26 protein-coding genes and 1 tRNA gene are annotated in these 25,563 nt (G+C 74.3%); 17 read left to right on the forward strand and 10 right to left on the reverse strand.

The annotated features are described in order from the left end of the window. Nucleotides 1-257 precede the first annotated feature (257 nt). The 8 genes from DV701_RS14335 to DV701_RS14370 all read left to right on the forward strand — a co-directional run bounded on the left by DV701_RS14335 (nt 258) and on the right by DV701_RS14370 (nt 5,531). Entirely contained in the window at nt 258-1,004 is a 747-nt protein-coding gene (locus tag DV701_RS14335) for a hypothetical protein (protein ID WP_162803059.1), read from the forward strand. After that, a complete protein-coding gene (locus DV701_RS14340) occupies nt 1,001-2,035 on the forward strand; it encodes a TadA family conjugal transfer-associated ATPase (RefSeq protein WP_228255048.1) in 1,035 nt (344 codons plus the stop codon). The genes DV701_RS14335 and DV701_RS14340 overlap by 4 nt, the downstream gene beginning before the upstream one ends. A 233-nt stretch (nt 2,036-2,268) precedes the next feature. Continuing rightward, on the forward strand, nt 2,269-2,796 hold the full coding sequence (locus DV701_RS18325; protein WP_162803060.1) for a type II secretion system F family protein: 528 nt from the start codon (nt 2,269-2,271) through the stop codon (nt 2,794-2,796). Beyond that, nucleotides 2,796-3,410 carry a type II secretion system F family protein gene (locus tag DV701_RS14350; protein ID WP_114929223.1) on the forward strand — a complete coding sequence of 205 codons (615 nt, stop codon included), beginning with the start codon at nt 2,796-2,798 and terminating at the stop codon, nt 3,408-3,410. Before DV701_RS18325 ends, DV701_RS14350 begins: the two co-directional genes overlap by 1 nt. Nucleotides 3,411-3,932: 522 nt before the next feature. Further along, nucleotides 3,933-4,142, forward strand: a complete 210-nt coding sequence (locus DV701_RS14355) for a DUF4244 domain-containing protein (protein ID WP_267874119.1) — start codon at nt 3,933-3,935, stop codon at nt 4,140-4,142. Beyond that, the gene (locus tag DV701_RS14360; protein ID WP_228255049.1) at nt 4,139-4,504 is read left to right on the forward strand and encodes a TadE family type IV pilus minor pilin; all 366 of its coding nucleotides are present in this window, start codon (nt 4,139-4,141) and stop codon (nt 4,502-4,504) included. Before DV701_RS14355 ends, DV701_RS14360 begins: the two co-directional genes overlap by 4 nt. 32 nt (nt 4,505-4,536) lie before the next feature. Further along, on the forward strand, nt 4,537-4,932 hold the full coding sequence (locus DV701_RS14365) for an Rv3654c family TadE-like protein (protein WP_228255367.1): 396 nt from the start codon (nt 4,537-4,539) through the stop codon (nt 4,930-4,932). A gap of 122 nt (nt 4,933-5,054) precedes the next feature. Then, nucleotides 5,055-5,531: a hemerythrin domain-containing protein gene (locus tag DV701_RS14370; RefSeq protein ID WP_202863548.1), complete on the forward strand. Its 477-nt coding sequence runs from the start codon at nt 5,055-5,057 to the stop codon at nt 5,529-5,531. Nucleotides 5,532-5,539: 8 nt separating this feature from the next. Here DV701_RS14370 and DV701_RS14375 read toward each other — a convergent pair whose 3' ends face one another. Together DV701_RS14375 and DV701_RS14380 are read right to left on the reverse strand one after the other, a co-directional pair. Further along, nucleotides 5,540-6,025: a LapA family protein gene (locus DV701_RS14375; protein ID WP_162803061.1), complete on the reverse strand. Its 486-nt coding sequence runs from the start codon at nt 6,023-6,025 to the stop codon at nt 5,540-5,542. Nucleotides 6,026-6,104: 79 nt separating this feature from the next. Further along, nucleotides 6,105-8,432, reverse strand: a complete 2,328-nt coding sequence (locus DV701_RS14380; RefSeq protein ID WP_114929228.1) for a DEAD/DEAH box helicase — start codon at nt 8,430-8,432, stop codon at nt 6,105-6,107. Nucleotides 8,433-8,630: 198 nt separating this feature from the next. On the opposite strand from DV701_RS14380, the gene DV701_RS14385 reads away from it, so the two are divergent. Together DV701_RS14385 and DV701_RS14390 are read left to right on the forward strand one after the other, a co-directional pair. Next, nucleotides 8,631-10,946, forward strand: a complete 2,316-nt coding sequence (locus DV701_RS14385) for a sodium-translocating pyrophosphatase (RefSeq protein WP_114929230.1) — start codon at nt 8,631-8,633, stop codon at nt 10,944-10,946. Nucleotides 10,947-11,037: 91 nt separating this feature from the next. Next, nucleotides 11,038-12,615 carry a DUF7059 domain-containing protein gene (locus tag DV701_RS14390; RefSeq protein WP_324616592.1) on the forward strand — a complete coding sequence of 526 codons (1,578 nt, stop codon included), beginning with the start codon at nt 11,038-11,040 and terminating at the stop codon, nt 12,613-12,615. A 25-nt stretch (nt 12,616-12,640) separates the two neighbouring features. On the opposite strand, the gene DV701_RS14395 is transcribed toward DV701_RS14390, so the two are convergent. Next, entirely contained in the window at nt 12,641-13,363 is a 723-nt protein-coding gene (locus DV701_RS14395; RefSeq protein WP_162803062.1) for a hypothetical protein, read from the reverse strand. Nucleotides 13,364-13,470: 107 nt separating this feature from the next. Between DV701_RS14395 and topA the strand changes: the two genes are divergently transcribed. Then, entirely contained in the window at nt 13,471-16,176 is a 2,706-nt protein-coding gene (topA, locus tag DV701_RS14400) for a type I DNA topoisomerase (protein WP_228255050.1), read from the forward strand. A gap of 37 nt (nt 16,177-16,213) precedes the next feature. On the opposite strand, the gene DV701_RS14405 is transcribed toward topA, so the two are convergent. Continuing rightward, nucleotides 16,214-17,386 carry a trans-sulfuration enzyme family protein gene (locus DV701_RS14405; protein ID WP_114929239.1) on the reverse strand — a complete coding sequence of 391 codons (1,173 nt, stop codon included), beginning with the start codon at nt 17,384-17,386 and terminating at the stop codon, nt 16,214-16,216. Nucleotides 17,387-17,518: 132 nt separating this feature from the next. Between DV701_RS14405 and DV701_RS14410 the strand changes: the two genes are divergently transcribed. From DV701_RS14410 to DV701_RS14435, 6 genes are all read left to right on the forward strand, one after another. After that, on the forward strand, nt 17,519-18,037 hold the full coding sequence (locus DV701_RS14410) for an Lrp/AsnC family transcriptional regulator (RefSeq protein WP_114929241.1): 519 nt from the start codon (nt 17,519-17,521) through the stop codon (nt 18,035-18,037). A 48-nt stretch (nt 18,038-18,085) separates the two neighbouring features. Beyond that, the gene (locus DV701_RS14415; RefSeq protein ID WP_324616593.1) at nt 18,086-18,874 is read left to right on the forward strand and encodes a MerR family transcriptional regulator; all 789 of its coding nucleotides are present in this window, start codon (nt 18,086-18,088) and stop codon (nt 18,872-18,874) included. Between the two features lie 64 nt (nt 18,875-18,938). Further along, complete coding sequence (gene tmk / locus DV701_RS14420) at nt 18,939-19,604, forward strand: dTMP kinase (protein ID WP_114929243.1); 666 nt, start codon at nt 18,939-18,941, stop codon at nt 19,602-19,604. Next, nucleotides 19,601-20,758 (forward strand): DNA polymerase III subunit delta', encoded by a 1,158-nt coding sequence (locus tag DV701_RS14425; protein WP_114929245.1) that lies wholly within the window; start codon nt 19,601-19,603, stop codon nt 20,756-20,758. Before tmk ends, DV701_RS14425 begins: the two co-directional genes overlap by 4 nt. A 4-nt stretch (nt 20,759-20,762) precedes the next feature. Beyond that, entirely contained in the window at nt 20,763-22,361 is a 1,599-nt protein-coding gene (locus DV701_RS14430; RefSeq protein ID WP_228255051.1) for an alpha/beta hydrolase, read from the forward strand. A 95-nt stretch (nt 22,362-22,456) separates the two neighbouring features. Beyond that, nucleotides 22,457-22,530: transfer RNA gene (locus tag DV701_RS14435), tRNA-Thr, on the forward strand. A gap of 150 nt (nt 22,531-22,680) precedes the next feature. Here DV701_RS14435 and DV701_RS18330 read toward each other — a convergent pair. From DV701_RS18330 to DV701_RS14460, 6 genes are all read right to left on the reverse strand, one after another. Continuing rightward, nucleotides 22,681-22,821 carry a hypothetical protein gene (locus DV701_RS18330; RefSeq protein ID WP_162803063.1) on the reverse strand — a complete coding sequence of 47 codons (141 nt, stop codon included), beginning with the start codon at nt 22,819-22,821 and terminating at the stop codon, nt 22,681-22,683. Continuing rightward, a complete protein-coding gene (locus tag DV701_RS14440) occupies nt 22,818-23,012 on the reverse strand; it encodes a hypothetical protein (protein WP_162803064.1) in 195 nt (64 codons plus the stop codon). The genes DV701_RS18330 and DV701_RS14440 overlap by 4 nt, the downstream gene beginning before the upstream one ends. A gap of 10 nt (nt 23,013-23,022) precedes the next feature. Further along, nucleotides 23,023-23,376: a hypothetical protein gene (locus DV701_RS14445; RefSeq protein WP_114929250.1), complete on the reverse strand. Its 354-nt coding sequence runs from the start codon at nt 23,374-23,376 to the stop codon at nt 23,023-23,025. A gap of 8 nt (nt 23,377-23,384) precedes the next feature. Further along, the gene (locus tag DV701_RS14450; RefSeq protein ID WP_162803065.1) at nt 23,385-24,563 is read right to left on the reverse strand and encodes a peptidoglycan-binding protein; all 1,179 of its coding nucleotides are present in this window, start codon (nt 24,561-24,563) and stop codon (nt 23,385-23,387) included. 102 nt (nt 24,564-24,665) lie between these two features. Continuing rightward, nucleotides 24,666-25,139, reverse strand: a complete 474-nt coding sequence (locus DV701_RS14455) for a hypothetical protein (RefSeq protein WP_162803066.1) — start codon at nt 25,137-25,139, stop codon at nt 24,666-24,668. A 22-nt stretch (nt 25,140-25,161) separates the two neighbouring features. Next, nucleotides 25,162-25,416 (reverse strand): hypothetical protein, encoded by a 255-nt coding sequence (locus DV701_RS14460; RefSeq protein WP_114929256.1) that lies wholly within the window; start codon nt 25,414-25,416, stop codon nt 25,162-25,164. Nucleotides 25,417-25,563 lie beyond the last annotated feature (147 nt).

The following is a 25,563-nucleotide window of genomic DNA, read 5'->3' on the forward strand; positions in this document are numbered from 1 at the left end:
CGCGGGTGTTCGGGACCAACCCCCCCTGGTCTTGAGCGCCGACGGCCCCGGCTTCCCCCCCGCCGGGGCCGTCCCCAATCCTCCGGCCTCTACCTTCTCTCCTGCGGCCTCGGGACGACTGTGCGGACAGCCCGACCGCCCGACCACCTCCCCCGCCGCCGAGGCCGCTGTCCACAGCACCGCGATCGCGGCCCCGCCGTCCACAGGACCGCCCGCAAGGATGGTGCTCGGTGCCCGGCGCGTCCAGGGTGGGGCGCATGCAGCCGCACACCACCGTCATCGGGTTCCTCGGCGCCTCCGGAGGGCTGGGTACCAGCAGCCTCGCCTGCGCCGTCGCCAGGCTCTGCGCAGACGTCGGGACGCCGACCCTCCTCGTCGACCTCGCGCCCGGCGGTGGTGGCCTCGACCAGCTGGCCGGTCTGTCCCACGAGCCCGGCCTGCGCTGGCCGATGCACGACCGTGAGGTGCTCGCGCTCCCGGCAGGGCGGCTCCCCGCCCAGGACGGTCTGCGCGTGCTCAGCCATCCCGGCCCCAGAGCCCGGCCAGCCACCGGCGAGGTGACCGCACCGCCGTCCGGTCCGGCCCGGCCGCTGGGCCCGGCGGCACTGGAGGCCGTCGCTCGCCTGGCGCGGGGGCAGGGGGCGACCGTCCTGGATCTCCCTCGTGCCGACCACCCTGAGGCGCCCGCGTGGTGGGACCTGTGCTACCACCTCGTCCTGCTGAGCGGGACCGCGCCCAGCCAGGTCTCCGCCGCCCTGGCGGCCCGTGAGCTCCTCGCGACGGGGCTGGGACTGGTGGCCCGTCCGGCTCCCGGGTTCGGGCTGGATCCCCACGACGTCGCCGGACTGGTGGGGCTGCCGCTGCTCGACCGGCTGCCCCACGACCCGACGGTCGCGCAGGCGCTCGCCGAGCAGGAACCGCCCGGCACCCGGGAGGGACCCCTTCGGGCGACGGCGTGCACGGTCCTCGCCCGGGTGGCCGAGCTGGACCGGGGCGCAGCGTGAGCGAGGTCCGCCCCGACGTGCTCGCCGCACTGGGGCCGCTCGCTCCGCACGTCGGGGACGAGGAGGTCACCGACGTCCTCGTCAACGGTTCCTCCGGGGTATGGGTCGACCGCGGCCACGGGGTCGAGCGGGTCGAGACCGGTCTGACCGACGAGCGCAGCGTGCGACGTCTCGCCGTGCGCCTGGCCGGCCTCGCCGGGCAGCGTCTGGACGACAGCAGCCCGTGGGTCGACGGGCTCCTGCCCGGCGGCGTGCGGTTGCACGCGGTCCTGCCGCCACTGGTCGCCGGCGGTCCGCACGTGAGCCTCCGCGTCCCGCGCCGCAGGGGGCCCTCGCTCGACGACCTGCGGGCGTGGGGCGCCCTGGACGGGCGTGCTCTCGCCCTGCTCCGGGCGGTCGTGCGCTCCCGCACCTCCTTCGTCCTCACCGGCGGGACCGGGTGCGGCAAGACGACCGTCCTGGCCGCGATGCTGGCCGACGTCCCGCACGACGAACGGATCGCGGTCGTCGAGGACGTGCGCGAGCTGCAGATCGGCCATCCGCACGTCGTCCACCTGCAGGGCAGGAGCAACAACGTGGAGGGCCGGGGCGAGGTGACGCTGACCACGCTCGTGCGCCAGTGCCTGCGGATGCGTCCGGACCGAGTGGTGGTCGGCGAGGTGAGGGGCGCGGAGGTCAGGGAGCTCCTGGCCGCGCTCAACACCGGTCACGAGGGAGGCTGCGGCACCGTCCACGCCAACGCGGCCACCGATCTCGTCAGCCGCATGGAGGCGCTCGGTGCGCTGGCTTCGATGACGCCTGCGGCGGTCCACGTGCAGCTGGCGAGCGCCATCCAGGTCGTCCTGCACATGACCCGGCTCCCGGACGGCGGACGCGCGCTCGCCGAGGTGGCTGTGCTCGACCGCTCGGGCGAGGGGCTGCGCACGCTCCCAGCCCTGACCGGAGGGCCCGGCGCATGGACCGAGGGTCCGGGCTGGGCGGTCCTCCAGCAGCGGCTCCTCCTCCCAGGGCGAGCGGGCGACGAGCCGTGACCTGCACACCCACCGGGCCGGTCGTGCTCCTGCTGGCGCTGCTGGCCGCTCTGGCGGTGCTGGCCTGGCCGTCGACCCCCCGAGGCTCGAGCCGGCACGCCGGGGGCCGGGCCTCCCTCCGAAGGGGTCGGAAGCTGTCCACGAGGCGCGAGGTGGGGCGCCGTGCCACCACGCTCCGGAACCACTTGGGGCGGCTCCGGTCCCCTCGTCGGGGAGCCGCTGAGGCGGAGGAGGTGCAGCTCCTCGACGGCCTCGCCGCCGCGCTGGAGGCCGGCCTCTCCACCGAGCACGCGCTGCGCGTGGTCCTCGAGCCGGTGGGACCTGCCGGATCGCTCGGTCCGTGGTCCGAGCTGTCCCGGGCCGCCCGGGAGGGGCAGCCTCTCGCCCCGTCATGGTCGCGGTTGGCCCGCCGCACCGGCAGCCCGACGGCCGCCTCGGTGGCCAGGGCCTGGTCCGTCGCGGCGAGCACCGGGGCGCCGCTCGCGGCCGCTGTGCGGTCCAGCGCCCACGCCGCGCGGGAACGTCACCGTCTCGAGCGGGCCGTCGAGGTCGCCACCGCCGGAGCGCGGGCCACCGCGACCGTCCTCGGTCTCCTCCCGCTGGCGGGGGTCGGGCTGGCCGCGCTGCTGGGTATCGGTCCCGTCGCGCTCTACGGCGACGCGCTGGCCCTGGCCTCCGCCGGGCTGGGGCTGCTGCTGCTGGCCGGTGGGCACGCGACCGTCCGCCGCATGGTCAGAGGTGTCCTGGTCGGTGTCACCTGATGACGGGCACCCGGACGGTGGTGCTGGTGCTGCTTCCTCTGGTCGCCGCCGCCGCGGTCCTGCTGTGGCCGGCAGGGCCGCGCCCGGCCTGGACCCCCGCCGGCCGGCGGAGGGGTGCCCGCGGCAGGTGGCGCCCCGGTCGGGCTGCCGGTGCCGGCCACCGTGCCGAGGGTGACGGCCCAGCCGGACGAGGGCTCGTGGCCGAGGCTCTCGAGCTGGTGGCCCTGGCCCTCGCTGGTGGTGGATCGCTCGTCTCCGCTGTGGCGTGGGTGGCCCAGGTCCTTCCCGGCGCGACCGGGGAACGGCTCGCGGAGGTCGCGGCCCGGCTGGGCGAGGGTGTCCCCGTGGAGCAGGCGTGGGAGGACGCTGGGGAGCAGTGGGCGCCGGCCGTCAGGAGCCTGCGGCTGGCCGAGGGGGCCGGGGTGCCTCCCGGCGAAGCCCTGACCCGCGCGGCGGCGGACCTGCGCCGGGAGGCGGTCGGCGACGTCGAGGTGGGCGCAGCCAAGCTGGGGGTGCGGCTCGTGCTCCCGCTCGGACTGGCCTATCTGCCGGCCTTCGTGCTCACCACCGTCGTGCCCGTCGTCCTCGCGCTGACCCGGGACCTCGTCTGGTGACCCGCCGGCCCGTCGGCCGTCAGCGCCGGCGCGGCGGCGCTCGGCGCCGGAACAGCCGACGCCGCGCCCCGACCCGTGCTCGTGGGCCCGCTAGCCGAGCCACTGCTGCTCGACGGACCTCCAGGCCCGCTCCCGTTCGCCAGGGTCGTCGATCCGGTCGGACCGCACCGCACACCGCGTGTCGCGCACGCTGACCTTTGCTCTGGGTGCGCGGGCAGGTTGTCGGACCAGCCGGCGCAGCACCTGCATGACGGTGCTCACGCGTTCGGGTAGGACGACTCGAGCACGACCTTGTCTCCAGCCATCACCGGAGGCTGGCCGGGGCTGCCTGTCCACAAGGGCTGGCACGGGTCGGGCCTCCTCCACAGATGCGCCTGCGCGCTGGTGCCGTCACGGGCCAGCGCCCAGGCTCGGTAGGGCGGGACGCGGATCCCGGCGCTCGGCACAGGCCGAGCTCCCGGTGCGGCCCGCACCCGAGGTGCGCCCCGCACGGGGGCGTGCCGTAGCACGAGGAGGGGAACCATGAGGAAGAGCACCATGCGTCGGCGGGTCGGTCTCGGACTGGCCCAGCTGCGTCGGCACAGCGAGGCGGGGATGAGCACGGCGGAGTACGCCGTCGGCACCATCGCCGCGTGCGCGTTCGCCGCGCTGCTGCTGATGGTCATCAAGTCCGGTGCCGTCGAGGGGCTGGTCACGACGGTCATCACCACCGCACTGTCGGTGTCCCTGTGAGAGGGCGCGGGTGCCGGCGCGGCGAGCGGGGGCTGGCCACCGCCGAGCTGGCGGTGGCGCTCCCCGCCGTCGTGCTGGTGCTCGCGCTCTGCCTCACGGCGATGACCCTCGGGGTCGACCTCGTCAGGTGCGAGGACGCGGCGCGCGCCGGTGCACGCGCCGCGTCCCGCGGTGAGGCCGTGACCTTGGTCCGGGAGGTGGTGGCGAGCCGGGCGCCGGCCGGGTCGACGGTCGAGGTGGACGCGGAAGCCGAGACCGTGACCGTCCGGGTGAGCGCTCCTGGCCGCGTCCGCCTGCTGCCCGCACTGCCCGGTGCTCGGGCGTCCGCCGCCGCTCTCTGGGAACCGGGAGCCCGCCCGTGAGCGCCTCCCGGGCCGTGAGCGGGCCCTCGCCCGTGGGCTCGTCGCCGCTCCCGAGCCGGGTCGGATCGACGGACAGAGGGTCCGGCACGGTGCTGGCGATCGGGCTGATCGGTGTCCTGACCACCCTGCTGGTCGCGGGGCTGCTCGTGGCGGCCGTCGCGCTGGCCGGGCAGCGCGCACGCTCGGCGGCCGACCTGGCGGCGCTCGCCGTGGCCGGCCGTGCCCTGGAGGGTACGGGGACCGCCACGGCCTGCGCGGCCGGTGGATCGGTCGCCGGGTTGCACGGGGCGGTCCTCGTCTCGTGCACGGTCGTGCCCGACGCGGCTGGGTTGCCGCGGGCGCGGGTCGAAGTGCGCAGGGACGTCCCGGGGACCTCCTGGAGCGCGACCGCCCGGGCGGTCGCGGGAGGCGTCATGACGGACGAGTGACCGGTCCACCGCCGGCTCCGGCACTGGTCCACCGCCGGCTCCGGCACTGGTCCACCGCCGGCCCGAGGCGGGGCGTAGCCTCCAGGTATCCATCACAGACGTTGGAGAAAAGGAGCCCCGCCATGGTGGACGAGCCCACCCTGACCGCCGCGCTGGAGCGCGAGCACCACGAGATCGACGCCGGCCTGGAGGCGTTCGCCGCGGGGCAGGAGGCGGGACAGCCCCAGCCCGAGCAGCTCGCCCGCGCGGCTGCGGCGCTGCGCCGGCACATCTACCTCGAGGAGGAGTTCCTCTTCCCGCCGCTGCGTGCGGCCGGACTGATGGGGCCCGTCCTGGTCATGCTGCGCGAGCACGGTGAGATCTGGCGGACGCTGGACGAGCTCGAGCAGGCGGCGGCGAGGAGCGGGGGCGGTGCCACGGACCGCTGCCGCGAGCTCCTCGGCCAGCTGGAGAGGCACAACGCCAAGGAGGAGCCGATCGTCTACCCCGAGGGCGACGCCAAGCTCGACGACGCGACCAAGCAGCGGCTCCACGGCTTCATCGAGGACGGGACCATGCCCGAGGGGTGGGTCTGCGCCATGGCCGCCCCCCGCGGCTGAGCGCCTGGTCAGGCGTCGGGGTCGAGCGGGTTCCGGCGGGTCGTGCCCGGGGGCGGAGTCGTCGTCCTGGGCCCCGTGCCGGTCGCCGGCGGAGTCGTCGTCGTCGGCCGCGGGCCGGTCGGGGGCGCCGTCCGCGCCCCGGTCGTGCCTGCGGCGCCGGTCCGCGGCGGCACCTGGGAGTCGCCCGTGCGCGTCGCCCGGCGGTCGGTCTCCCTGGCCTGCTTGCGCAGCTCGCGGACCTCGCGTCCACGGCGCGCCTTGGTGCGGGCACCGACCCCGACGATCCACACGCCGAGGGCGGCGACCAGCAGGGTCAGCACGCCGGCGAGGTAGAGCCACAGCGGGGTGATCTCGACGTTGAGCACGCCGTAGCTGATCTGCACGGCGGGGTCGCCGGCGGTGGCCAGCAGGACGTAGGCGATGGCGGCTGCGGCCAGCAGGATGAGCAGGAAGCCGATGACGAGCATGGTCGGACCTTTCCGGGCGTGCTCCATGGCGCCGGGGTGCCGACGCCCGACGAGAATAACGGAGACGAGGAGGCCACGCCCGGTGGTGGCCGGCGCCGGGGCCGGCTCAGCCGGAGGCGGGCACCTGCACCGATCGCTCCGAGAGCAGGTGCGAGAGCACGGCGACGGCGCCGCCGCGGTCGAGCGGCTCGTTGCCGCTGCCGCACCTGGGCGACTGCACGCAGGCCGGGCAGCCCGACGCGCAGGCGCAGGCCTCCACCAGGTCCCGGGTCGCCGCGAGCCAGACGGCCGCCTCCCCGAACCCGCGCCGGGCGAAGCCCGCGCCGCCGGGGTGCCCGTCGTAGACCATGACCGTGGGCCGCCCCGTGTCCGGGTGCAGCGGTGTCGATACGCCCCCGACGTCCCACCGGTCGCAGGTCGCCAGCAGCGGCAGCATGCCGATCGTGGCGTGCTCGGCCGCGTGCAGCGCGCCCGGCACCTCCTCCTGCGCCAGGCCGGCCAGCGCCAGCTCCTCCTCCGGCAGCGTCCACCACACCGCCTGCGTGATCAGCGTGCGCTCCGGCAGCTCCAGCGGATGGGTGCCCACGACCGCCCCGTCGGGCAGCACCCGCTGGAAGGCGGTGACCCGAGAGGTCACCTCGACGCGACCGGTGCACAGCCGGGCAGCGCCCCAGACCTCCTCCTGCTCCACGGACCGCACGGCGAAGGTGCTCTCGGTGCGCGCCCTCGTGCTCCATCCCGGGTCGCCGGAGACCACCATGGCGACCCCGGACTCCAGGTCCAGGTCGGTGACGACGTGCGCGCGCCCCTGGTGCACGTAGACGGCGCCGGCGTGCACGGTGGTCAGCGCCCGCTCCTCGTCCACCGTGCCCAGGATCCGACCGCTGCCGGACTCGACGATCTGCACCGGCTGGCCGGCGTCGCGCAGCTGGACGTGGTCGGAGGGTCGGTCGGGACGCGACCAGTACCAGCCGGTCGGGCGACGGCGCAGGACGCCACCGGTCACCAGCTGCTCGGCCAGCGCGGCCACGCTGGGGCCGAACCACTGCTCGTCCTCGGTGGTCAGCGGCAGCTCTGCCGCGGCCGCCGCCAGGTGCGGGCCGAGGACGTAGGGGTTCTCCGGGTCGAGGACGCAGGCCTCCAGCGGCGCGTCGAAGACGAGCTCGGGGTGGGCCAGCAGGTAGGCGTCCAGCGGGTCGTCGGCGGCGACGAGCACCGCCAGCGACGGGGCACCGCGACGGCCGGCCCGACCGACCTGCTGCCAGAACGAGGCCCGCGTCCCCGGCCAGCCCGCCATCACCACCGCGTCCAGGCCGGCGACGTCGATCCCCAGCTCGAGCGCGGTCGTCGCGGCCAGGCCGAGGACCTCCCGGCGCCGCAGCGACCCCTCCAGCGCCCGTCGCTCCTCGGGCAGGTAGCCGCCCCGGTAGGCCGCCACCTGCCCGGGCACCCCCGCACCGCGAGCGTCCAGGTCCTCCCGGGTCCGCCCGGCCACCGCCTCGACCCCCTGGCGCGAGCGGGCGAACGCCACGGTCTGCACGCCGGTCTCCACGAGGTCGGCCAGGACCGAGGCGGTCTCCGCGACCGTCCCGCGCCGCCTGCCGTCCTCCTCCGGCGGCCGCCACAGCGCCACGACCGTCTCGCGGCGCGGCGAGGCGTCCTGGGTGACGGACTCGACCTCCTGCCCCAGCAGGGTGCGCGCGAGGACCTCCGGCTCGGCGACGGTCGCCGAGGCGAGCACCACGGTCGGGTGGGCGCCGTACCGCGCGGCGACCCGCAGCAGCCGCCGCAGCACCGCCGAGACGTGCGCGCCGAACACGCCGCGGTAGACGTGGCACTCGTCCACGACGACGTAGCGCAGGCCCCGCAGGAAGCTGCGCCAGCGCTCGTGCCCCGGCAGCAGGGTGTGGTGGAGCAGGTCGGGATTGGTCAGCACGTAGTGCGCGTGGTCCCGGATCCACCGCCGCTCCTCGGTCGGGGTGTCGCCGTCGAGGGTCGCCGCGCGCACCCCCGGGACGGCGAGGGTATGCAGCCGCGCCGCCTGGTCGGCGCCCAGCGCCTTCGTGGGGCTCAGGTAGAGGGCGGTCGCGCCCCGCCCGCTGGCGGCCGCCGCGCCCTCGCACACCGCGGTGAGCACCGGCAGCAGGAAGCCCAGCGACTTGCCCGAGGCGGTGCCGGTGGCCACCACGACGTGCTGCCCCGATCGGGCCAGCTCGGCGACCTTCTCCTGGTGCTCCCAGAGCTCGGTGATGCCCTCGCCGTGCAGCGCGGCGGTCACCTCGGGTGCGACCCAGTCCGGCCAGGGCACCGTGCGACCCGCGCGTGCCGGCACCGTCCGGACGTGCACCAGCCGCCCGGCGCGCGGGCCGCGGGTCAGGTGCGACAGGGCGGCCAACGGGTCGAACCCGTCGTCGTGCCCAAGATCCTCGCTCATGTCCCCGCCACGCTACGCCGGGCCGCTGACACACCCGCGCGACGACCCGCGGGGACCGCACGGGGCGCGACCGCATACCATGACGGCGGCCGACCGCACCGCGGCGCCGTGTCACGACCGTGACCACAACCCGAAGCGGGACCACCGTCCCGCACGTCGTCTGCCCGCAAGGCCGCGGGCCAGCTCAGGAGGCTGTTCATGACACCAGTCCGTGCCGCGAGCGACATCTCGCTCAGCACCGCGGACACCTCGATCGTCGTCGTGGTGCTCGCCATCTCGGTCCTCGCCCTCGCGATGGGCTTCGTCTTCCGCAGGCAGGTCCTGGTGACCTCGACGGGCACGCAGAGCATGCAGGAGATCGGCGCGGCGGTCCAGGAGGGGGCCTCGGCCTACCTCGGCCGACAGTTCAAGACGCTCGGCGTCTTCGCCGTGGTCGCCTTCCTGCTGCTGCTCGTCCTGCCCGCCGACGACATGACGATCCGGGTCGGACGCTCGGTGGCCTTCCTGTTCGGTGCCGCCTTCTCGGCCAGCATCGGCTACCTGGGCATGAACCTGGCCACCGCCGCCAACATGCGCGTGGCCGAGGCGGCCCGGCACGGGGACCGCGACGCAGGCATGAGGATCGCCTTCCGCACCGGCGGCACGGTCGGGATGGCCACCGTCGGCCTCGGCCTGCTCGGCGCCGCGCTCGTGGTGCTCGTCTACCAGGGCGACGCGCCCAAGGTGCTCGAGGGCTTCGGCTTCGGCGCCGCCCTGCTGGCGATGTTCATGCGGGTGGGCGGCGGCATCTTCACCAAGGCGGCCGACGTGGGCGCCGACCTCGTCGGCAAGGTCGAGGCGGGCATCCCCGAGGACGACCCGCGCAACGCGGCGACCATCGCCGACAACGTGGGCGACAACGTCGGCGACTGCGCCGGCATGGCTGCCGACCTCTTCGAGTCCTACGCCGTGACGCTCGTCGCCGCGCTCATCCTGGGCACCGCGGCCCTGGGCGCCAACGGCGGCCTGACCTTCCCGCTGATCATCCCGGCGATCGGCGCCCTGACCGCCATCCTCGGCGTCTTCATCACCAAGGCCCGCGCGGACGAGAGCGGGCTGTCCGCGATCAACCGCGGCTTCTACCTCTCCGCCGGTGTGGCCGCGGTCGCCTCCGTGGTCGCCGCCCTGGTCTTCCTGCCCAGGAGCGCCGACGGCCTGCGCGACCAGATCTCCATCCTGGGCGACCCGGTCGTGGTCGACCTGAACCCGGCCGTGCGCTCGGCCGCCGCCGTGGTCGTCGGTATCGTGCTGGCCGCCTTCATCCTGTGGCTGACCGGCCACTTCACCGGGACCGAGAGCAAGCCGACCAAGGACGTCGCCCGGACCTCGCTGACCGGCCCGGCGACCGTCGTCCTCTCCGGCATCGGCCTGGGCCTGGAGTCGGCGGTCTACACCGCCGTCACCATCGCCGCGGCGGTCTTCCTCCTCTTCACCCTGGGCGGTGGCTCGCTGATCCTGTCGCTGTTCTTCGTGGCGCTGGCCGGCTGCGGCCTGCTGACCACGGTCGGCGTCATCGTCGCGATGGACACCTTCGGCCCGGTCTCCGACAACGCCCAGGGCATCGCCGAGATGTCCGGTGACGTCGACGGCGAGGGCGCTCAGATCCTCACCGAGCTGGACGCGGTCGGCAACACCACCAAGGCCATCACCAAGGGCATCGCGATCGCGACGGCGGTGCTGGCCGCGACCGCTCTGTTCGGCTCCTACTTCGACGCCATCCAGCAGACGATCGGCACCGCCCTCGGCGAGAACGGCGACCTGCTGCAGTCCTTCCTCGTCTTCGACCCGCGCGCCCTCGTCGGCGTGCTGATCGGCGGCGCGGTCGTCTTCCTCTTCTCCGGGCTGGCCATCAACGCGGTGACCCGCGCGGCGGGCGCCATCGTCTTCGAGGTGCGCCGCCAGTTCCGCGAGAGGCCGGGGATCATGGACTACACCGAGAAGCCCGACTACGCCCGCGTGGTGGACATCTGCACCAAGGACTCGCTGCGCGAGCTGGCCACCCCCGGTCTGCTGGCCGTCTTCGCCCCGATCGCGGTCGGCTTCGGCCTGGGTGTGGGCGCCCTGGCCGGCTACCTCGCCGGCGCGATCGGCACCGGCGTGCTGATGGCCGTCTTCCTGGCCAACTCCGGCGGCTCGTGGGACAACGCCAAGAAGATCGTCGAGGACGGCGCCCACGGCGGCAAGGGCTCCGACGCCCACGCCGCCACGGTCATCGGCGACACGATCGGCGACCCGTTCAAGGACACCGCCGGCCCGGCCATCAACCCGCTGATCAAGGTGATGAACCTGGTCGCCCTGCTCATCGCCCCGGCGATCGTGGGCCTGACCTACGGCGACGGCGCCAACGACATGGTGCGCTGGCTCATCGCGATCGTCGCGGCCCTGGTCATCGTGGCCGCGGTCACCGTGTCCAAGCGGCGGGACATCGCCATCGGCGGCGCCCCGAAGGGCGCAGAGGTCCTCAGCGACCGCTGACCTCCCCACCGCACGGAGGGCCCCGCACCGGGAGGACCGGGGCGGGGCCCTGCGTTCGTTCCCGCGCGCCCGCCCGTGACACGCTGGTCGCGTGGCCTCCTCCTCCCCTCCCCAGTCCCCGCCGGCACCGGGCCGGCCGGGCCGGTCCGGCCCCGTGCCACCCACGCCCGTCGTGGTGCCCGCCCTCCTCGACGCGCTGCGCGAGGACCTGACGGAGGCCGCCTACACGCTCGAGGGGACCGGCGAGGTGCTGGGCGAGCGGGCGGCCGCGGCGCTGCACCGCGAGCAGCTGCTGCCCGCAGACCTGGCCACCCGCGACAGCGACGAGCCGGCCGCCGCCCTGGTCCGGCTCTTCGTGCTCGGCCTCCCGGTCGGCGCCCCCCGGCTCGCAGCGGCTCTGCCCCGCACCGGGCCCTCCGGCCTGCTCGACCTCGGCCTGGCCCGCCGCGCCGGCGTCGGGGACGAAGTGCGCGGCGGCCTGCTCGCCACCTGCGACCTGCGCCCCTACGGCGACGAACGGCATACCTGGTGGCTCGTCTCCGACCTCGGCGAGGCGGCGACCGGCGGTCCGCTGCCGACCGAGCACGTCCTCGGCGTCGGCGGCGCCTCGACCACCCTCAGCTCCTGGACGCCGCGTCCGGAGGTGGACCGCGGCCTCGACCTCGGCACCGGCAGCGGCGTGCAGGCGCTGCACCTGTCCACCCATGCGCGCGCCGTGGTGGCGACCGACCTGTCGGCGCGGGCCCTCGCCTTCGCCCGCTTCACCGCCGCGCTCAACGGGATCGGGCTCGACCTCCGCCAAGGCAGCCTGCTCGAGCCGGTCGCGGGGGAGACCTTCGACCTCGTCGTGTCCAACCCGCCGTTCGTCATCACGCCGCGCGTGGCGGGGGTCCCGGTCTACGGCTACCGCGACGGCGGCGCGACCGGTGACGCGCTGGTCGCCGGTCTGGTCCGCGAGCTGGGCGCGCACCTGCGCCCCGGCGGGGTCGCCCAGCTGCTCGCCAACTGGGAGCTGGCCGAGGACGAGGACTGGCGCGACCGCGTCGGCGGCTGGCTGGAGGGGAACGGGCTGGACGCGTGGGTCGTCCAGCGCGAGGAGCAGGACGTCAGCGAGTATGCCGGGACCTGGGTCCGGGACGGCGGTCACCGGCCGGGGTCACCGGCCTTCGAGGAGCTGTATGCCGCCTGGCTGGCCGACTTCGCCGCCCGCGGGGTCGAGCGGGTCGGCTTCGGGGTGGTGACCCTCCAGCGTCCCGCGACGGAGCGCGACCCGTGGCGCGACCTCGTCGACGTGCGCACCCCCGTCGCCTCGCCGATGGGACCGGCGGTGCTGCACGGCCTGCACGCCCGCACCTGGCTCGCCGAGCACACCGACGACGAGCTGCTCGACGTGCCCTGGCAGGTCGCCGACGACATCACCGAGGAGCGGGTCGGCCGGCCCGGCGCGCCGGACCCCCAGGTGATCCAGCTGCGGCAGGGCGGCGGCCTGCGCCGGGTCGTCCGGCTCGACACCCTGGGCGCCGGGTTCGTCGGCGCCTGCGACGGGGAGCTCAGCGCAGGTCAGCTCTGCGCGGGACTGGCGGTGCTCACCGAGGTGGCGGTGGACCAGGTGCGGGAGGCGGTCCTGCCGGTGCTGCGCGACCTCGTCAAGGACGGGCTGCTGCGCTGAGCGCGGGGGAGCCCACCTGCTCCGCTCAGTTGTAGCTGTAGCCGCCGCTCGAGACCTGGAACTGCTCGCCCTGCGCGTCGTTGGCGCAGGTCACCCCGGACTCGGCCGAGGAGCAGGTGACCGAGCCGAGGGTGAGCGAGGACCCGTAGGGCAGGACCGCCAGCGTCTTGCCGTCCTGGTCGGTCGTGGTGCCGCCGACGTCCTCGACCCACCAGCCGCCGGTGCCGACGGTGGCCTGGTCGACGAGCGCGTCGGCCACGCAGGTCCACGCCCCACGGCCCGCGACGAGCCGGATCGCGTTGGCCTCGCCCGCCTCGCAGCCGGGCAGGTTCTCCTGGGCCAGGTGCTCGGGCTTGACGGCGGGGCCGTCGTCGACCTGGCACACGGCCGACTCCCTCGTGACCGAGCAGGCGATGCTGCCCGACGGCAGCACGAAGCCGGCGTGGTCGGCGTCGACCGTGATGCTGCCGTCGCCGCTGGCCGAGCGCTCCCCGTCGACCGGCTGGATGTCGCTCGGCCCGGTGGGCGGCGCCACCGGGCCAGCGCTCTGCTGCCCGCCGTCGGCGCCGGCGGTGCCCCCTGCACCGTCCGTGCCGTCGACCACGGCGGTCCCGGCGTCGGTGCCGGACGGCTCGTCCTCACCGGTGCACCCCGTCAGCGCCAGGGTCCCCGCCAGGGCGAGCGCGCCGAGCGCGCGCGCGGGCACCCGGGGGCGTGACCGCATACCTGCTCCAGAGGGGACCGTCATAGGGATGCAGCGTAGTCGCTGGACCGATGGGCTACCGTGGCGCCCGAGGTCCCGTGTCCGAGCCGCGACGAATCCGCGGCACGCGGTGTCCGAGGAGGAGCACGCCCGTGGTTGCAGGACGCAAGCTGGTCATCGTCGAGTCGCCCGGCAAGGTCAAGAGCATCGGGGAGTACCTCGGGCCCGACTACACCGTGGACGCCAGCATCGGCCACATCCGTGACCTGCCGCAGCCCCGCGACCTGCCCCCGGAGATGAAGAAGGGGCCCTACGGCAAGTTCGCGATCGACGTCGACCACGACTTCGAGCCCTACTACGTCGTCGACGCGGACAAGAAGAAGAAGGTCGCCGAGCTCAAGCGCCGCCTCAAGGACGCCGACGAGCTCTACCTCGCCACCGACGAGGACCGCGAGGGCGAGGCGATCGCCTGGCACCTGCTCGAGGTGCTCAAGCCCAAGGTGCCGGTCAGGCGGATGGTCTTCCACGAGATCACCAAGGAGGCGATCCGGCGGGCCGTCAACGAGACGCGCGAGCTGGACATGCACCGCGTCGACGCCCAGGAGACCCGCCGCGTGCTCGACCGGCTCTACGGCTACGAGATCTCGCCCGTCCTGTGGCGCAAGGTCAAGCAGGGACTGTCGGCCGGGCGGGTGCAGTCCGTCGCCACGCGGATGGTGGTCGAGCGTGAGCGGGAGCGTATGGCGTTCCGCTCCGCCTCCTACTGGGACGTCGAGGGCGACTTCGCCCCCTCCGGCGGGGGACCCTCGGCCAGCAACGCCTTCACCGCCCGGCTGACCGGTCTCGACGGGCGCAAGGTCGCCACCGGCCGTGACTTCGCCGACGACGGGACGCTCAAGAACGCCAAGGCCGTGCAGCTGGACGCGGTCGGCGCGCAGGCGGTCGCCGACGGCACCCGCGAGGGCGAGGTGGTGGTCAGCGAGGTCGCGGAGAAGCCCTACACACGCCGCCCGTCCGCGCCGTTCACCACCTCCACGCTCCAGCAGGAGGCCTCCCGCAAGCTGCGGCTGAACAGCCAGTCGACGATGCGCACCGCCCAGCGGCTCTACGAGGGCGGCTACATCACCTACATGCGGACCGACTCGACGACCCTGTCCAGCTCGGCGGTCAGCGCGGCCAGGACCCAGGCGCGCGACATGTACGGCGCCGAGTACGTCCCCGACAGCCCCCGCGTCTACGGCAAGAAGGCCAAGGGGGCCCAGGAGGCGCACGAGGCGATCCGTCCCGCCGGCGACCGCTTCCGCACCCCGGCCCAGGTGGCCGGGGAGCTGCGCGGGCAGGAGTACGGCCTGTACGAGCTCATCTGGAAGCGGACCGTCGCCTCGCAGATGGCCGACGCCAAGGGCTCGACCGCGACCGTCCGGCTGGCCGCGACGCTGCCGGAGGGCACGCGCGGCGGCGCGAGCATGGAGGGCAAGGAGCTGCGCAGGGCCGAGTTCTCCGCCTCCGGGACCGTCATCACCTTCCGCGGCTTCCTCGCCGCCTACGAGGAGGGCCGGGACGAGGTGCGCTACGGCGACCAGGACGGCATGGGCACCCGGCTGCCGAAGCTGTCCGAGGGCGTGGCGCTGGAGACGCTGCGGACCGAGGCCGAGGGGCACCAGACCGTCCCGCCGGCGCGCTACACCGAGGCCACGCTGGTCAAGGCGCTGGAGGAGAAGGGGATCGGACGCCCGTCGACCTACGCCTCGACGGTGGGGACGGTCCAGGACCGCGGCTACGTGCGCACCAAGGGCTCGGCGCTCGTGCCGACCTGGCTGGCCTTCGCCGTCACCCAGCTGCTGGAGCGGCACTTCCCGAGCCTGGTGGACTACGACTTCACCGCGTCGATGGAGGAGGGCCTGGACCGGATCGAGGCCGGGGAGGTGCAGCGGGTCGACTGGCTGCAGCGGTTCTACTTCGGCGACGAGGCGACGTCGCTGGAGGGGCTGCGGGACCTGGTCGAGGACCTCGGCGAGATCGACGCCAAGGGTGTGTCCACGATCCCGATCGGGGACGGCGTGGTCGTGCGCGTGGGGCGTTACGGGCCCTACGTCGAGGTGGCGGGCGAGGACGGCGAGCCGCGACGCGCCACCGTCACCGACGACGTCGCCCCGGACGAGATGACCCCGGAGAAGGCCCGCGAGCTGCTCGAGGCGGCCGCGGACGACGGCCGGGTCCTGGGCGTGGACCCGGCGAGCGGCCACGAGATCGTCGCGCGGGCCGGCCGCTACGGCCCCTACGTCACCGAGGTGCTGCCCGAGAGCGACGAGGCGCCGAAGAGGGGCGCCAAGAAGGTCAAGCCGCGCACCGGGTCGCTCTTCCAGAGCATGGACCTGGCCACGATCGACCTTGAGACCGCGCTCAAGCTGCTCTCGCTGCCCCGGGTGGTCGGCGTCGACCCCGGGTCGGGCGAGGAGATCACCGCGCAGAACGGCCGCTACGGGCCCTACCTGAAGAAGGGCACCGACTCGCGCTCGCTGACCGCGGAGTCCCAGATCTTCGAGATCACGCTTGAGGAGGCGCTGGCGATCTACGCCCAGCCCAAGCAGCGTGGACGGGCGGCCGCCAAGCCGCCGCTGCGCGAGTTCGGCGAGGATCCCGTGTCGGGCAGGAAGGTCGTGGTCAAGGACGGGCGCTTCGGCCCCTACGTCACCGACGGCGAGACCAACGCCACGCTGCGCAAGGACGACGAGCCGGAGTCGTTGACCGAGGAGCGCGCCTTCGAGCTCATCGCGGAGAAGCGCGCCAAAGGCCCGACGACCCGCAAGCGGGCAGCCAAGAAGACGACGGCGAAGAAGACCACCAAGAAGTCCTGAGAGGTCGTCGGTCGACCTGGCCGGGCCGCTGGGCGGCTCAGCCTCCGGCCAGCGCCTGCTCCAGGTCGGCGATGATGTCCTCCGGCGACTCAAGACCGATCGAGAGGCGCAGGACGCCGGGGTGCGGCTTGACGTCGTCGGCCACGACGCGGTGGGTCAGCGCGGCGGGGTGCTCGACGAGCGAGTCCACGCCGCCCAGGGAGACCGCATGGGTGATCATCCGCACGCCCTGCGCCACCTGAGCCGCGAGCTCGAAGGACCCGAGGTCCACCGACACCACCGCGCCCGGCCCTGACATCTGGGTGCCGACCAGGCCGGCCGGGTCGCCGCCCTCGACGCCGGGGTAGTAGACGCGCTCCACCTCCTCGACGTCGACGAGCCAGTTGGCCACCACCTGGGCCGTGTCCTGCTGGGCGCGCACCCGGACCGGCAGGGTCTGCAGGCCGCGGTGCGAGAGGTAGGCCGACAGCGGGTGCATGATCGCCCCGGTGATGGCGCGCACGGAGCGGATCCGCTGCGCGGTCTCCTCCGAGCAGGCCACCGCGCCGCCCAGCACGTCGCCGTGCCCGGCGAGGAACTTGGTCACCGAGTGCAGCACGATGCTGGCGCCGTGCTCGAGGGGCCGCTGGAGCACGGGGGTGGCGAAGGTGTTGTCGACGAGCACGGGCACCTCGCCGGCCTGGTCGCACAGGGCGCGCAGGTCGACCAGGTCCAGCGTGGGGTTGGCCGGGGACTCGACGACCACCAGTCCGGTGTCGGCCTCGATCGCGTCCGCGACGCCGTCGGCGGCGGCCCAGGTGACCCGCGTGCCCAGCATCCCGGTCGCGAGGACGTGGTCGGTGCCTCCGTAGAGCGGGCGCACCGCGACGACGTGCGGCCGACCGGCCCTCACGCAGGACAGCAGCGTCGCCGTCAGCGCGGCCATGCCCGAGGCGAACGCGACCGCCGACTCCGCCCCCTCGAGCGCAGCCAGGCTCTCCTCGAAGCGGGCCACGCCCGGGCTCCACATCCGCTGGTAGACCGCGGTCTGGCCCGGCGCTGGCGTCCCACCGCCCGCCATCAGCTCGTAGGCCTGACCGCCCTCGTCGACGCTGGGCAGGGGGTAGGTGCTGGACAGGTCGATGGGCGGGACGTGCAGCCCCAGCGCGGCAAGGTCGCCACGACCCGCGTGCACGGCGCGGCTATCGAAGCTCAGGTGTTCGGTGCTCATGCCCATATCGTGCAGCCTCTGCGACGGAACCACAAACGTCACGAAGCATCGTAGGACGTGCTCGGTAAGTCGCCGATGGATCTGTGGTGACGCGAGTGCGCCACCCGGGCGCGCACGGCATACCCTCGTCTCGTGCCGAAGAATCCACTCCCCCCCAAGCCCCTCGACGCGACCGACCTGGCCCTGGTCCGGCTCCTCGAGCTCGACGGCCGCACCTCCAACGCCACCCTCGCGCGGGAGGTGGGCATCGCCGAGTCCACCTGCCTGGTGCGCGTCCGTTCGCTGCGCGAGCGCGGGGTGGTGCGCGGCATCCACGCCGACGTCGACCCGGTCGCGGTGGGCCGCCCGGTCGAGGCGATGATCGCGGTGCGCTTCGGCGGGCACCGGCGCAGCCACTTCGAGGAGTTCACCGAGCAGGTGCCCCAGCTGCCCGGCGTGCTCGGCGCCTACCACGTGTCGGGGGCGATCGACTACTACGTCCACGTAGCGACCGAGTCGGCCGACGCCCTGCGCGACTTCGTCCTGGACCACCTCACCAACCGTCCCGGCGTGCTGCACGCGGAGACCTCGCTGATCTTCGAGTCGATGCGCGGGCGCGGCACCATGACCCGTCCCGACGAGCCGGCCGACCCGGCCGGGGAGACCCCCTGACCCGACCGGCTTGACCCTCACGCGACGTGAGGCGCCAGGCTCGGTCGCGTGACCGCAGACCAGATGACGACGGGGCAGATGCTGACGGTCGGCCAGGTGGCCGAGGAGCTCGGCGTGACGGTGCGCACCCTGCACCACTACGACGAGATCGGCCTCGTGGTGCCGTCCGAACGCAGCCACGCCGGCTACCGCCTCTACACCGAGGCGGACCTGCGCCGGCTGCAGCACGTCGTCGTCTACCGCCGGCTCGGCTTCCCGCTCGAGAAGATCGGGGAGATCCTTGCGGCCGGTGCCGGCAGCGACACGGTCGTCGCGCACCTGCGGCGGCAGCGGGAGGCAGTCACGGCCAGGCTGGCCGAGCTCGACGGGCTCGTCAGCGCGATCGACAGGGCCCTGGAGGCTGAGATGAACGACTACCGGATCACCCGCGAGGAGCAGCGGGAGCTCTTCGGCGACAGCTTCGACGAGAGCTACGCCCAGGAGGCCGAGGAGCGCTGGGGCGGCACCGACGCCTGGACGGAGTCGCAGCGCCGCGCCAAGAGCTACTCCAAGGAGCAGTGGGCGCAGATCAAGGAGGAGGGCGCCGCCAACAACGCACGCTTCGTCGAGCTGATGGACGCCGGTGAGCCGGCCGGCTCCGAGGCGGCCATGGACGCGGCCGAGGAGGCGCGCCAGCAGATCTGTCGGTGGTTCTACGACTGCCCGCGGCCGCTGCACGCCGGTATCGCCGAGATGTACGTCACCGACCCGCGCTTCACCCAGACCTACGAGGACGTGGCGCCCGGTCTGGCGCAGTACGTCCGCGACGCCGTCGTCGCCAACGCGGCCCGCGGCTGAGCGGCGGGCCCCCGCCTGTGGACGGCGGGTCGGTCCGTCAGCCCGGTCACGTAGGCTGCCGGGCGTGAGTGAGCAGCCCCTGCCCGGGACCCAGGTATGCCGTCACGGGCGGGGGCTGTTCGTCGCCTTCGAGGGCGGTGACGGGTCGGGCAAGTCGACCCAGTCCGGGCTCCTCGCGGCCTGGCTGCGGGAGCAGGGGGCCGAGGTCCTGCACACGCGCGAGCCCGGCGGCACCGCCCTGGGGACGGCGCTTCGCGAGCTGGTGCTGCACGGGGCCGACGGGTCGGTCAGCCCGCGGGCCGAGGCGCTGATCTTCGCCGCCGACCGGGCCCACCACGTGGCCACCCTCGTGCGTCCGGCGCTGGAGGGGGGCAACGTGGTCATCACCGACCGCTTCCTGGACTCCTCCGTGGCCTACCAGGGCGCCGCGCGCCGGCTCGGGCACGACGACGTCCGCCAGCTGTCGGTGTGGGCGGTCGAGGGCCTCGTGCCCGACCTGACCGTGCTCCTCGACGTGCCGACCGGGGAGGGGCGGGCCCGGCGCGGCGAGGTCCACGACCGGCTCGAGCGCGAGGCCGACGACTTCCACGACCGGGTCCGGGGCACCTTCCTCGAGCTCGCCGCGCGCGAGCCGGACCGCTACCTCGTGCTCGACGGCACCCTGCCTCCCGAGGAGCTGGCAGCCTCCGTGCGTGCTCGCGTCGGTGCGCTCCTGGGGTCCACGGCATGAGCGTCTTCGACCAGCTCGTCGGCCAGGACCGGGTCGTGGACACGCTGCGGCGCACCGTCGGCACGCCCGGGGCGATGACCCACGCCTGGCTGGTCACCGGACCGCCCGGCTCGGGTCGCAGCATCGCCGCCCGTGCCTTTGCCGCCGCGCTGCAGTGCCGCACGCCCGGGGACGCGGGCTGCGGTGAGTGCCAGGACTGCCGCACCGCGATGGCCGGCACCCACCCGGACGTGACCGTGGTGGCCACGTCCGAGACCTTCATCAAGGTCGCCGAGGCGCGCGACCTGGCCGTGCTCGCCCAGACCCGCCCGTCGATGGGTCGCTGGCGGGTGATCGTCGTCGAGGACGCCGACCGCCTCAACGAGCCCGCCGCGGACGCGCTGCTGAAGTCCCTGGAGGAGCCGCCGCCACGCACCGTGTGGGTGCTCTGCGCGCCCTCCGTCGAGGACCTCATCGTCACCGTGCGCTCGCGGTGCCGCCACCTGCGGCTGGGGACGCCACCGGTGGACGCGGTCGCCGACCTGCTCGTGCGGCGGGACGGCATCGACCCGGCCATGGCCCACTTCGCCGCCCGCGCCGCGCAGAGCCACATCGGCATCGCACGGCGCCTGGCCACCGACGAGCACGCACGCGGCCGGCGCCGGGAGATCGTCGCGATACCGCTGTCGCTCACCGGGGTCGGCGCCGCCCTGCGCGCCGCCCAGGACCTCGTCGACGAGGCGGGGGAGGGTGCCGACTCGGTCTCCGCGGACCGGTCGGACGACGAGCGGCGGGCCCTGCTCGAGCAGCTCGGGGCCGACCCGGGCGCGCGCACCCAGCCGCCGGCGGTGCGGGCGCACCTGCGCGAGCTCGAGGCCCGCCAGAAGCGCCAGGCCCGCCGCCAGACCCACGACAGCATCGACGCAGCCCTGACCGACCTCGCCTCCGTCTACCGGGACGCCCTCGTGGTGGCCACCGGCAGCCCGGTGGAGACGGTGAACGCCAACGAACCGGAGCAGATCGGCCGGCTCGCGCGTGCCTTCTCCCCCGAAGGCCTCCTGCGTGCCCTCGACACGATCGGGCTCGCCCGCCAGCGGCTGATCGCCAACGGAGCGCCCCTGCTCGTGCTCGAGGCGATGATGATCGGGCTCATCCTGCCGACCGAGAGGACCTAGGACTGTGACGACACCCCACGTGGGAGGCCGCCACGCCCGCACCCCGCGCCTGCTCGCGAGCCTCCTGACGCTCACGCTGCTGGCCGGCTGCACCTTCGCCGGTGGAGACGGCGGCGCCCCGACCCCCACGGGCACCGCGACGCAGGACGGCTTCTCCACCGACGGTCCGGTGACCAGCACCTCCACCCCGGACGCCGACGGCGCCCCCGCGGGCCTGGAGGACTTCTACGGCCAGCAGCTGGAGTGGACCGACTGCGAGTCGCTCTTCGAGTGCGCCAACCTCGAGGTGCCGGTCGACTACGAGGACCCGGGGGGCCCGACGATCGAGCTGGCTGTGCTGCGCGCCGGCGCCTCCGGCGAGCCGCAGGGCTCGCTCGTGGTCAACCCCGGCGGTCCGGGCGCCTCGGGCGTCGACTACGCGATGATGGCCGGCGCGGTCGTCTCGCGCGAGGTGCGCGCGGCCTACGACGTGGTCGGCTTCGACCCGCGCGGCGTCGCCCGCTCGGCACCGATCACCTGCTTCACCGACGAGCAGATGGACACCTTCCTGGGCACCGACCCCTCTCCGGACGACCCCGCCGAGGAACGCGCGGTGGAGGGCGAGCTGAAGGACTTCGCGCAGGCGTGCGAGACCAACGCCGGCGACCTCCTCGGGCACGTCTCCACGGTCGAGGCGGCCAAGGACATGGACGTGCTGCGCGCCGCTCTGGGGGAGCCCAGGCTGACCTACCTCGGGGCCTCCTACGGCACCTTCCTCGGCACCACCTACGCGACCCTCTTCCCCGACCGGGTGGGCCGCCTCGTCCTCGACGGCGCGATCGACCCGACCCTGACCGGGCTGGAGATGGGGCTGGGTCAGGCCGCAGGCTTCGAGCGGGCGACGCGCGCCTACGTGGAGAACTGCGTCGGGGGCGGCAGCTGCCCGCTCGGCGACGACGTCGACACCGCGATGGTCGCGATCCCCGCCTTCCTGGACGAGGTCGACGCGCACCCGCTGCCGGTCAGCGGCGACACGGTCACCGAGCTCACCGAGGGCTGGGCGATGCTCGGGATCATCGTGGCGATGTACTCCCAGGACATCTGGCCGATCCTCACCCAGGCCCTCGGCCGGGCCCAGCAGGGCGACGGCACGCTGCTGATGTTCCTGGCCAACTCCTACGCCTCCCGGCACAGCGACGGCACCTACACCGGCAACGGCATGCAGGCCATCTACGCGGTCAACTGCCTGGACCGCCCGGCCGACGAGGGGCCGGACCTGGACAGCGCCGCGGTGGAGGAGCAGTTCGAGGCGGCCTCGCCCACCTGGGGCCGCTACCTCGCCGGCGACGGAGCGTGCGAGTACTGGCCGGTGCACGCCGAGCAGACCCTCCAGGACTACTCCGCGCAGGGCGCCGCCCCCATCGTCGTCATCGGCACCACCCGCGACCCGGCCACCCCCTACGAGTGGGCCGAGGCGCTGGCCGACATCCTCGACTCCGGGGTGCTGATCTCCTACGACGGTGACGGCCACACCGCCTACGGCCGCTCCAACGACTGCGTCGACGACGCCGTCGACGCCTACCTCCTCGAGGGCACCGTCCCCCAGGACGGGCTGCGCTGCTGAGCGGCTCCGCCGCCCCGGGGTATGGCGTGCGCCCGCGTTTGGGCGCGCGCCTCACCCTCGGGTATCCTCGGTCGCGCTGCCGGGCAGGCAGCCACGCCGCCTTAGCTCAGTCGGCCAGAGCGGTTCACTCGTAATGAACAGGTCATCGGTTCGATTCCGATAGGCGGCTCTAGGGAAAACGGCCCCCTAGCCAACAGGCTAGGGGGCCTCGTGCGTCACTGGTGCGTCAACAAGAAAAGCCCCCGCCCTCCCGGGAAGGGAGGGCGGGGGCGGTCTGCGCTCCAGGGCGCGTCTAGTTGGCTGACTAGCGTGGCCCAGTCTACCGGCTCACGCAGGGGTCGAGCTGGTGCGAGGTCGCGTCGGCCCCGCAGAGGGCGCAGTGGAGTCGTGGGGCGCCGCAGCCGGGGCAGACGCCGGTGACGACGCCGTAGGTGGCGCAGGTGTGGGCCTGGTAGGTCATCGCAGCAGCCACCGGAGCGCGTCGGGGTTGTGCGCGACGGCCCAGGCGGTGCGGACGGTCCAGCCGGCGGTGAGCGCGAGGCCGGCTGGCCAGGCGGTGGCCAGGAGCAGCCAGGGCATCGCGTCGGGCATGGTGCAGTCGTCGCAGGGGAGGTCGTCCTCGGCGGGTGGGCAGGTCACGATGACGCGCATGGTGCTCACGTCACCGGGCCGCGCCGTCGGCGATGCCGTCGCCGTCGTCGTCACGGTGCGCGCCCCGGGACGGCGGCTCGGCCGCGAGCCAGCCCAGGCCGCGCACCTGGTCGAGGACACGGCCCACGCCCGGCAGCGCCATGAGGCGGGCCGCGAGCGCGGCGGCGACGGCGGCCGCGGTCGACAGTCCGAGGAGCCAGGAGCGGACGTGGTCGGGCAGGTAGGCGCCGGCCTCGGCGTCGATCGCCTCGACGACCTCGGGCAGGCCCAGGACGACGAGCACGATCAGCGGCACCCACGTCTGGACGAAGGTGCGGACGGTCGCCCGCCACGGGTAGCGGGTCTGCGTGGTGCTCGATGGCATGGCGTTCCTCACTTCGTGGTGATGGCGTCGACGGCCTGTCGCGCCTGGGGTTCGGGGATGGCTGCGGTGCCGCCGACGATGACGAGCTCGGTCACGGGCAGGTCGCGCAGCGCGGCCTGGGTGGTGCCGGGCAGGACGGTGCCGCCGCGCCGGGCGAGGAGCACGACGCCGTCACCTGCGGAGGCTGCGGCGAGGCCGTCGGCCCAGTCCGCGGCGAGGTAGACCTTCTGGCGCCGCTCGGCCGGGGCCTGGCGGGCGACGAGGGCTGCAGTGTCGTACCGGTCGGCGCCACCAAGGCGTCCCGGCACGGGCGGGACGTTCGTCGGCGGCTCGGGTGACACGACGGGCGGGGGCGTCGGCTCGGGCCGGGGCGCCGGCTTGTCCAGCTCGGCCAGCGCCAGGGTGATCGCGTCGACCGTCTTGCGGCCCGGTAGGCCGTCGGGCGCGAGGCCACGGTCGCGCTGGAACGCCTCGATGGCCGCGACCGTCTGCCCGCCGCGCAGGCCGTCGAGCGCCCCCTTGTAGTAGCCGAGACGGCGAAGGTCGGACTGGCGCGCCCTGATGTCGGGGATGGTGAACCCGGCGTTGAGGGCCAGGAGGGAGTTGATCGCGGCCATCGTCGCCGCACCGGGCAGCGCGTCAGCGGTCAGGCCTGCCAGCTGCTGCAGGGTCTTGATCGCAGCCTGCGTGCCGATGCCGCGGACGCCGTCCACGTCGCCGGTGTAGACGCCGAGGGCCTTGGCTGCCCGCTGGACCGCCTCGATCTCGGCCACCCTGAAGCCGGCGTTCGGCCCCTGGTAGACGATGTTGCGGTTGGCGCGGATGTAGTCGATGTGGGCGTGGTCGTAGTGCTGCGGGACGCCCCAGATGCAGCCCCAGCCGAGCTTGTCGAGGTCGGCCACGAGGTCGTCGAGGCGCACCTTCTCGTAGTCGGAGATCCCCGCACCCGAAGGCGGGTCGAAGCCGGCGTCGATCGCGCCGCCGACGTGCGTGCCGGACCACCCGCCGGCGGCGTCGACGTAGTGCGTGGAGACCTTGCCGTTCTTCGGGTCCCACAGGTGGCCGTGCCGGTGTCGGGGCCGAAGCGGGCGTAGCCGACGCGGTCGAGGAACCGGACGAAGGCGGCGTCCTCCTCGAAGGTGGCGGTCTCGGGCGGGATGGTGCCGCCGCCCGGGTAGTGCGCCCACGCCTCCGTAGCGGGTAGTGGCCGGTAGGGGGTGCCGGCGGCGTAGTCGGGCCAGCCGCCACGGTGCAGGGGTGCCCATTCGGCGCGGGGGATGATGCGGAGGTCAGGCATCGGGGTCCTCCATCGGTGGGTTGAGGTCGACGCCGGGGACGCCCGTGTCGTGGTCGGGGACGACGGGCAGGTCGTCGATGGTGAGGCGGGTGTGCAGCCCGTACGCGGACGGCGGCAGCCACGGGGGGACGGTCCCGGCGACGACAGCCTCGGCGGTGTCGCGGATGTAGTCGACCAGGCGTGCGTTCTCGGCGACGGCGTAGGAGGTCATGGTGCGGGCCTCGCGTGCCTCGCGCTCGGCGTCCTCCACGCGGGCGGTGAGCGTGTCGATGCGTGCGTCCTGCGCGGTGAGGCGGGCACGCATCGTGTCGCGCTCGGCCTGGATGTCGTCGACGAGCCCGTCGTAGCCGGAGATGACGACCTGCGCGGTGTCCGTCTTCGGCTTGTGGCGGGTCGTCCACCACGTCAGCACGGACGCGATGAGGCCGCCGCCGAGGACGACGGACAATATCCCCTCGATGCTCACCCCCACGGCGCCTCCCCGCACGTCAACGCAGGACGAGCAGCACCCGCACCGGGTGCCGGGCGACCAGCCACGCGGACAGGACACGCAGGGCGACGAACAGGATGAAGCTGGCGGCGATGATGCGCCAGATCAGGGACTCCGTGACGGTGGCGTAGCTGATCCACGAGGCGGCTCCCAACGGTAGGGCGGTCATCTCCAGGCGCCACGCGACACGGTCGGTCGGCCACAGGACGGCGGCGCAGACGAGCAGCCCGGAGACGAGGAGTGCGACGGACACGGCGCCGGCGAGCCAGGGGGGAGGCCGGACAGGACGGTGGTGGGGCCGGTGCCGGGGTCGATCCACGTCCAGCAGAGGACGGCGCCGAGCGCGGTCCACAGTCCGGCGACGAGCGCGAACTCGGCTTCGTGGGCGAGGACGCGGTCG

Source organism: Ornithinimicrobium avium (genome assembly GCF_003351765.1).
Classification (GTDB): domain Bacteria; phylum Actinomycetota; class Actinomycetes; order Actinomycetales; family Dermatophilaceae; genus Ornithinicoccus; species Ornithinicoccus avius.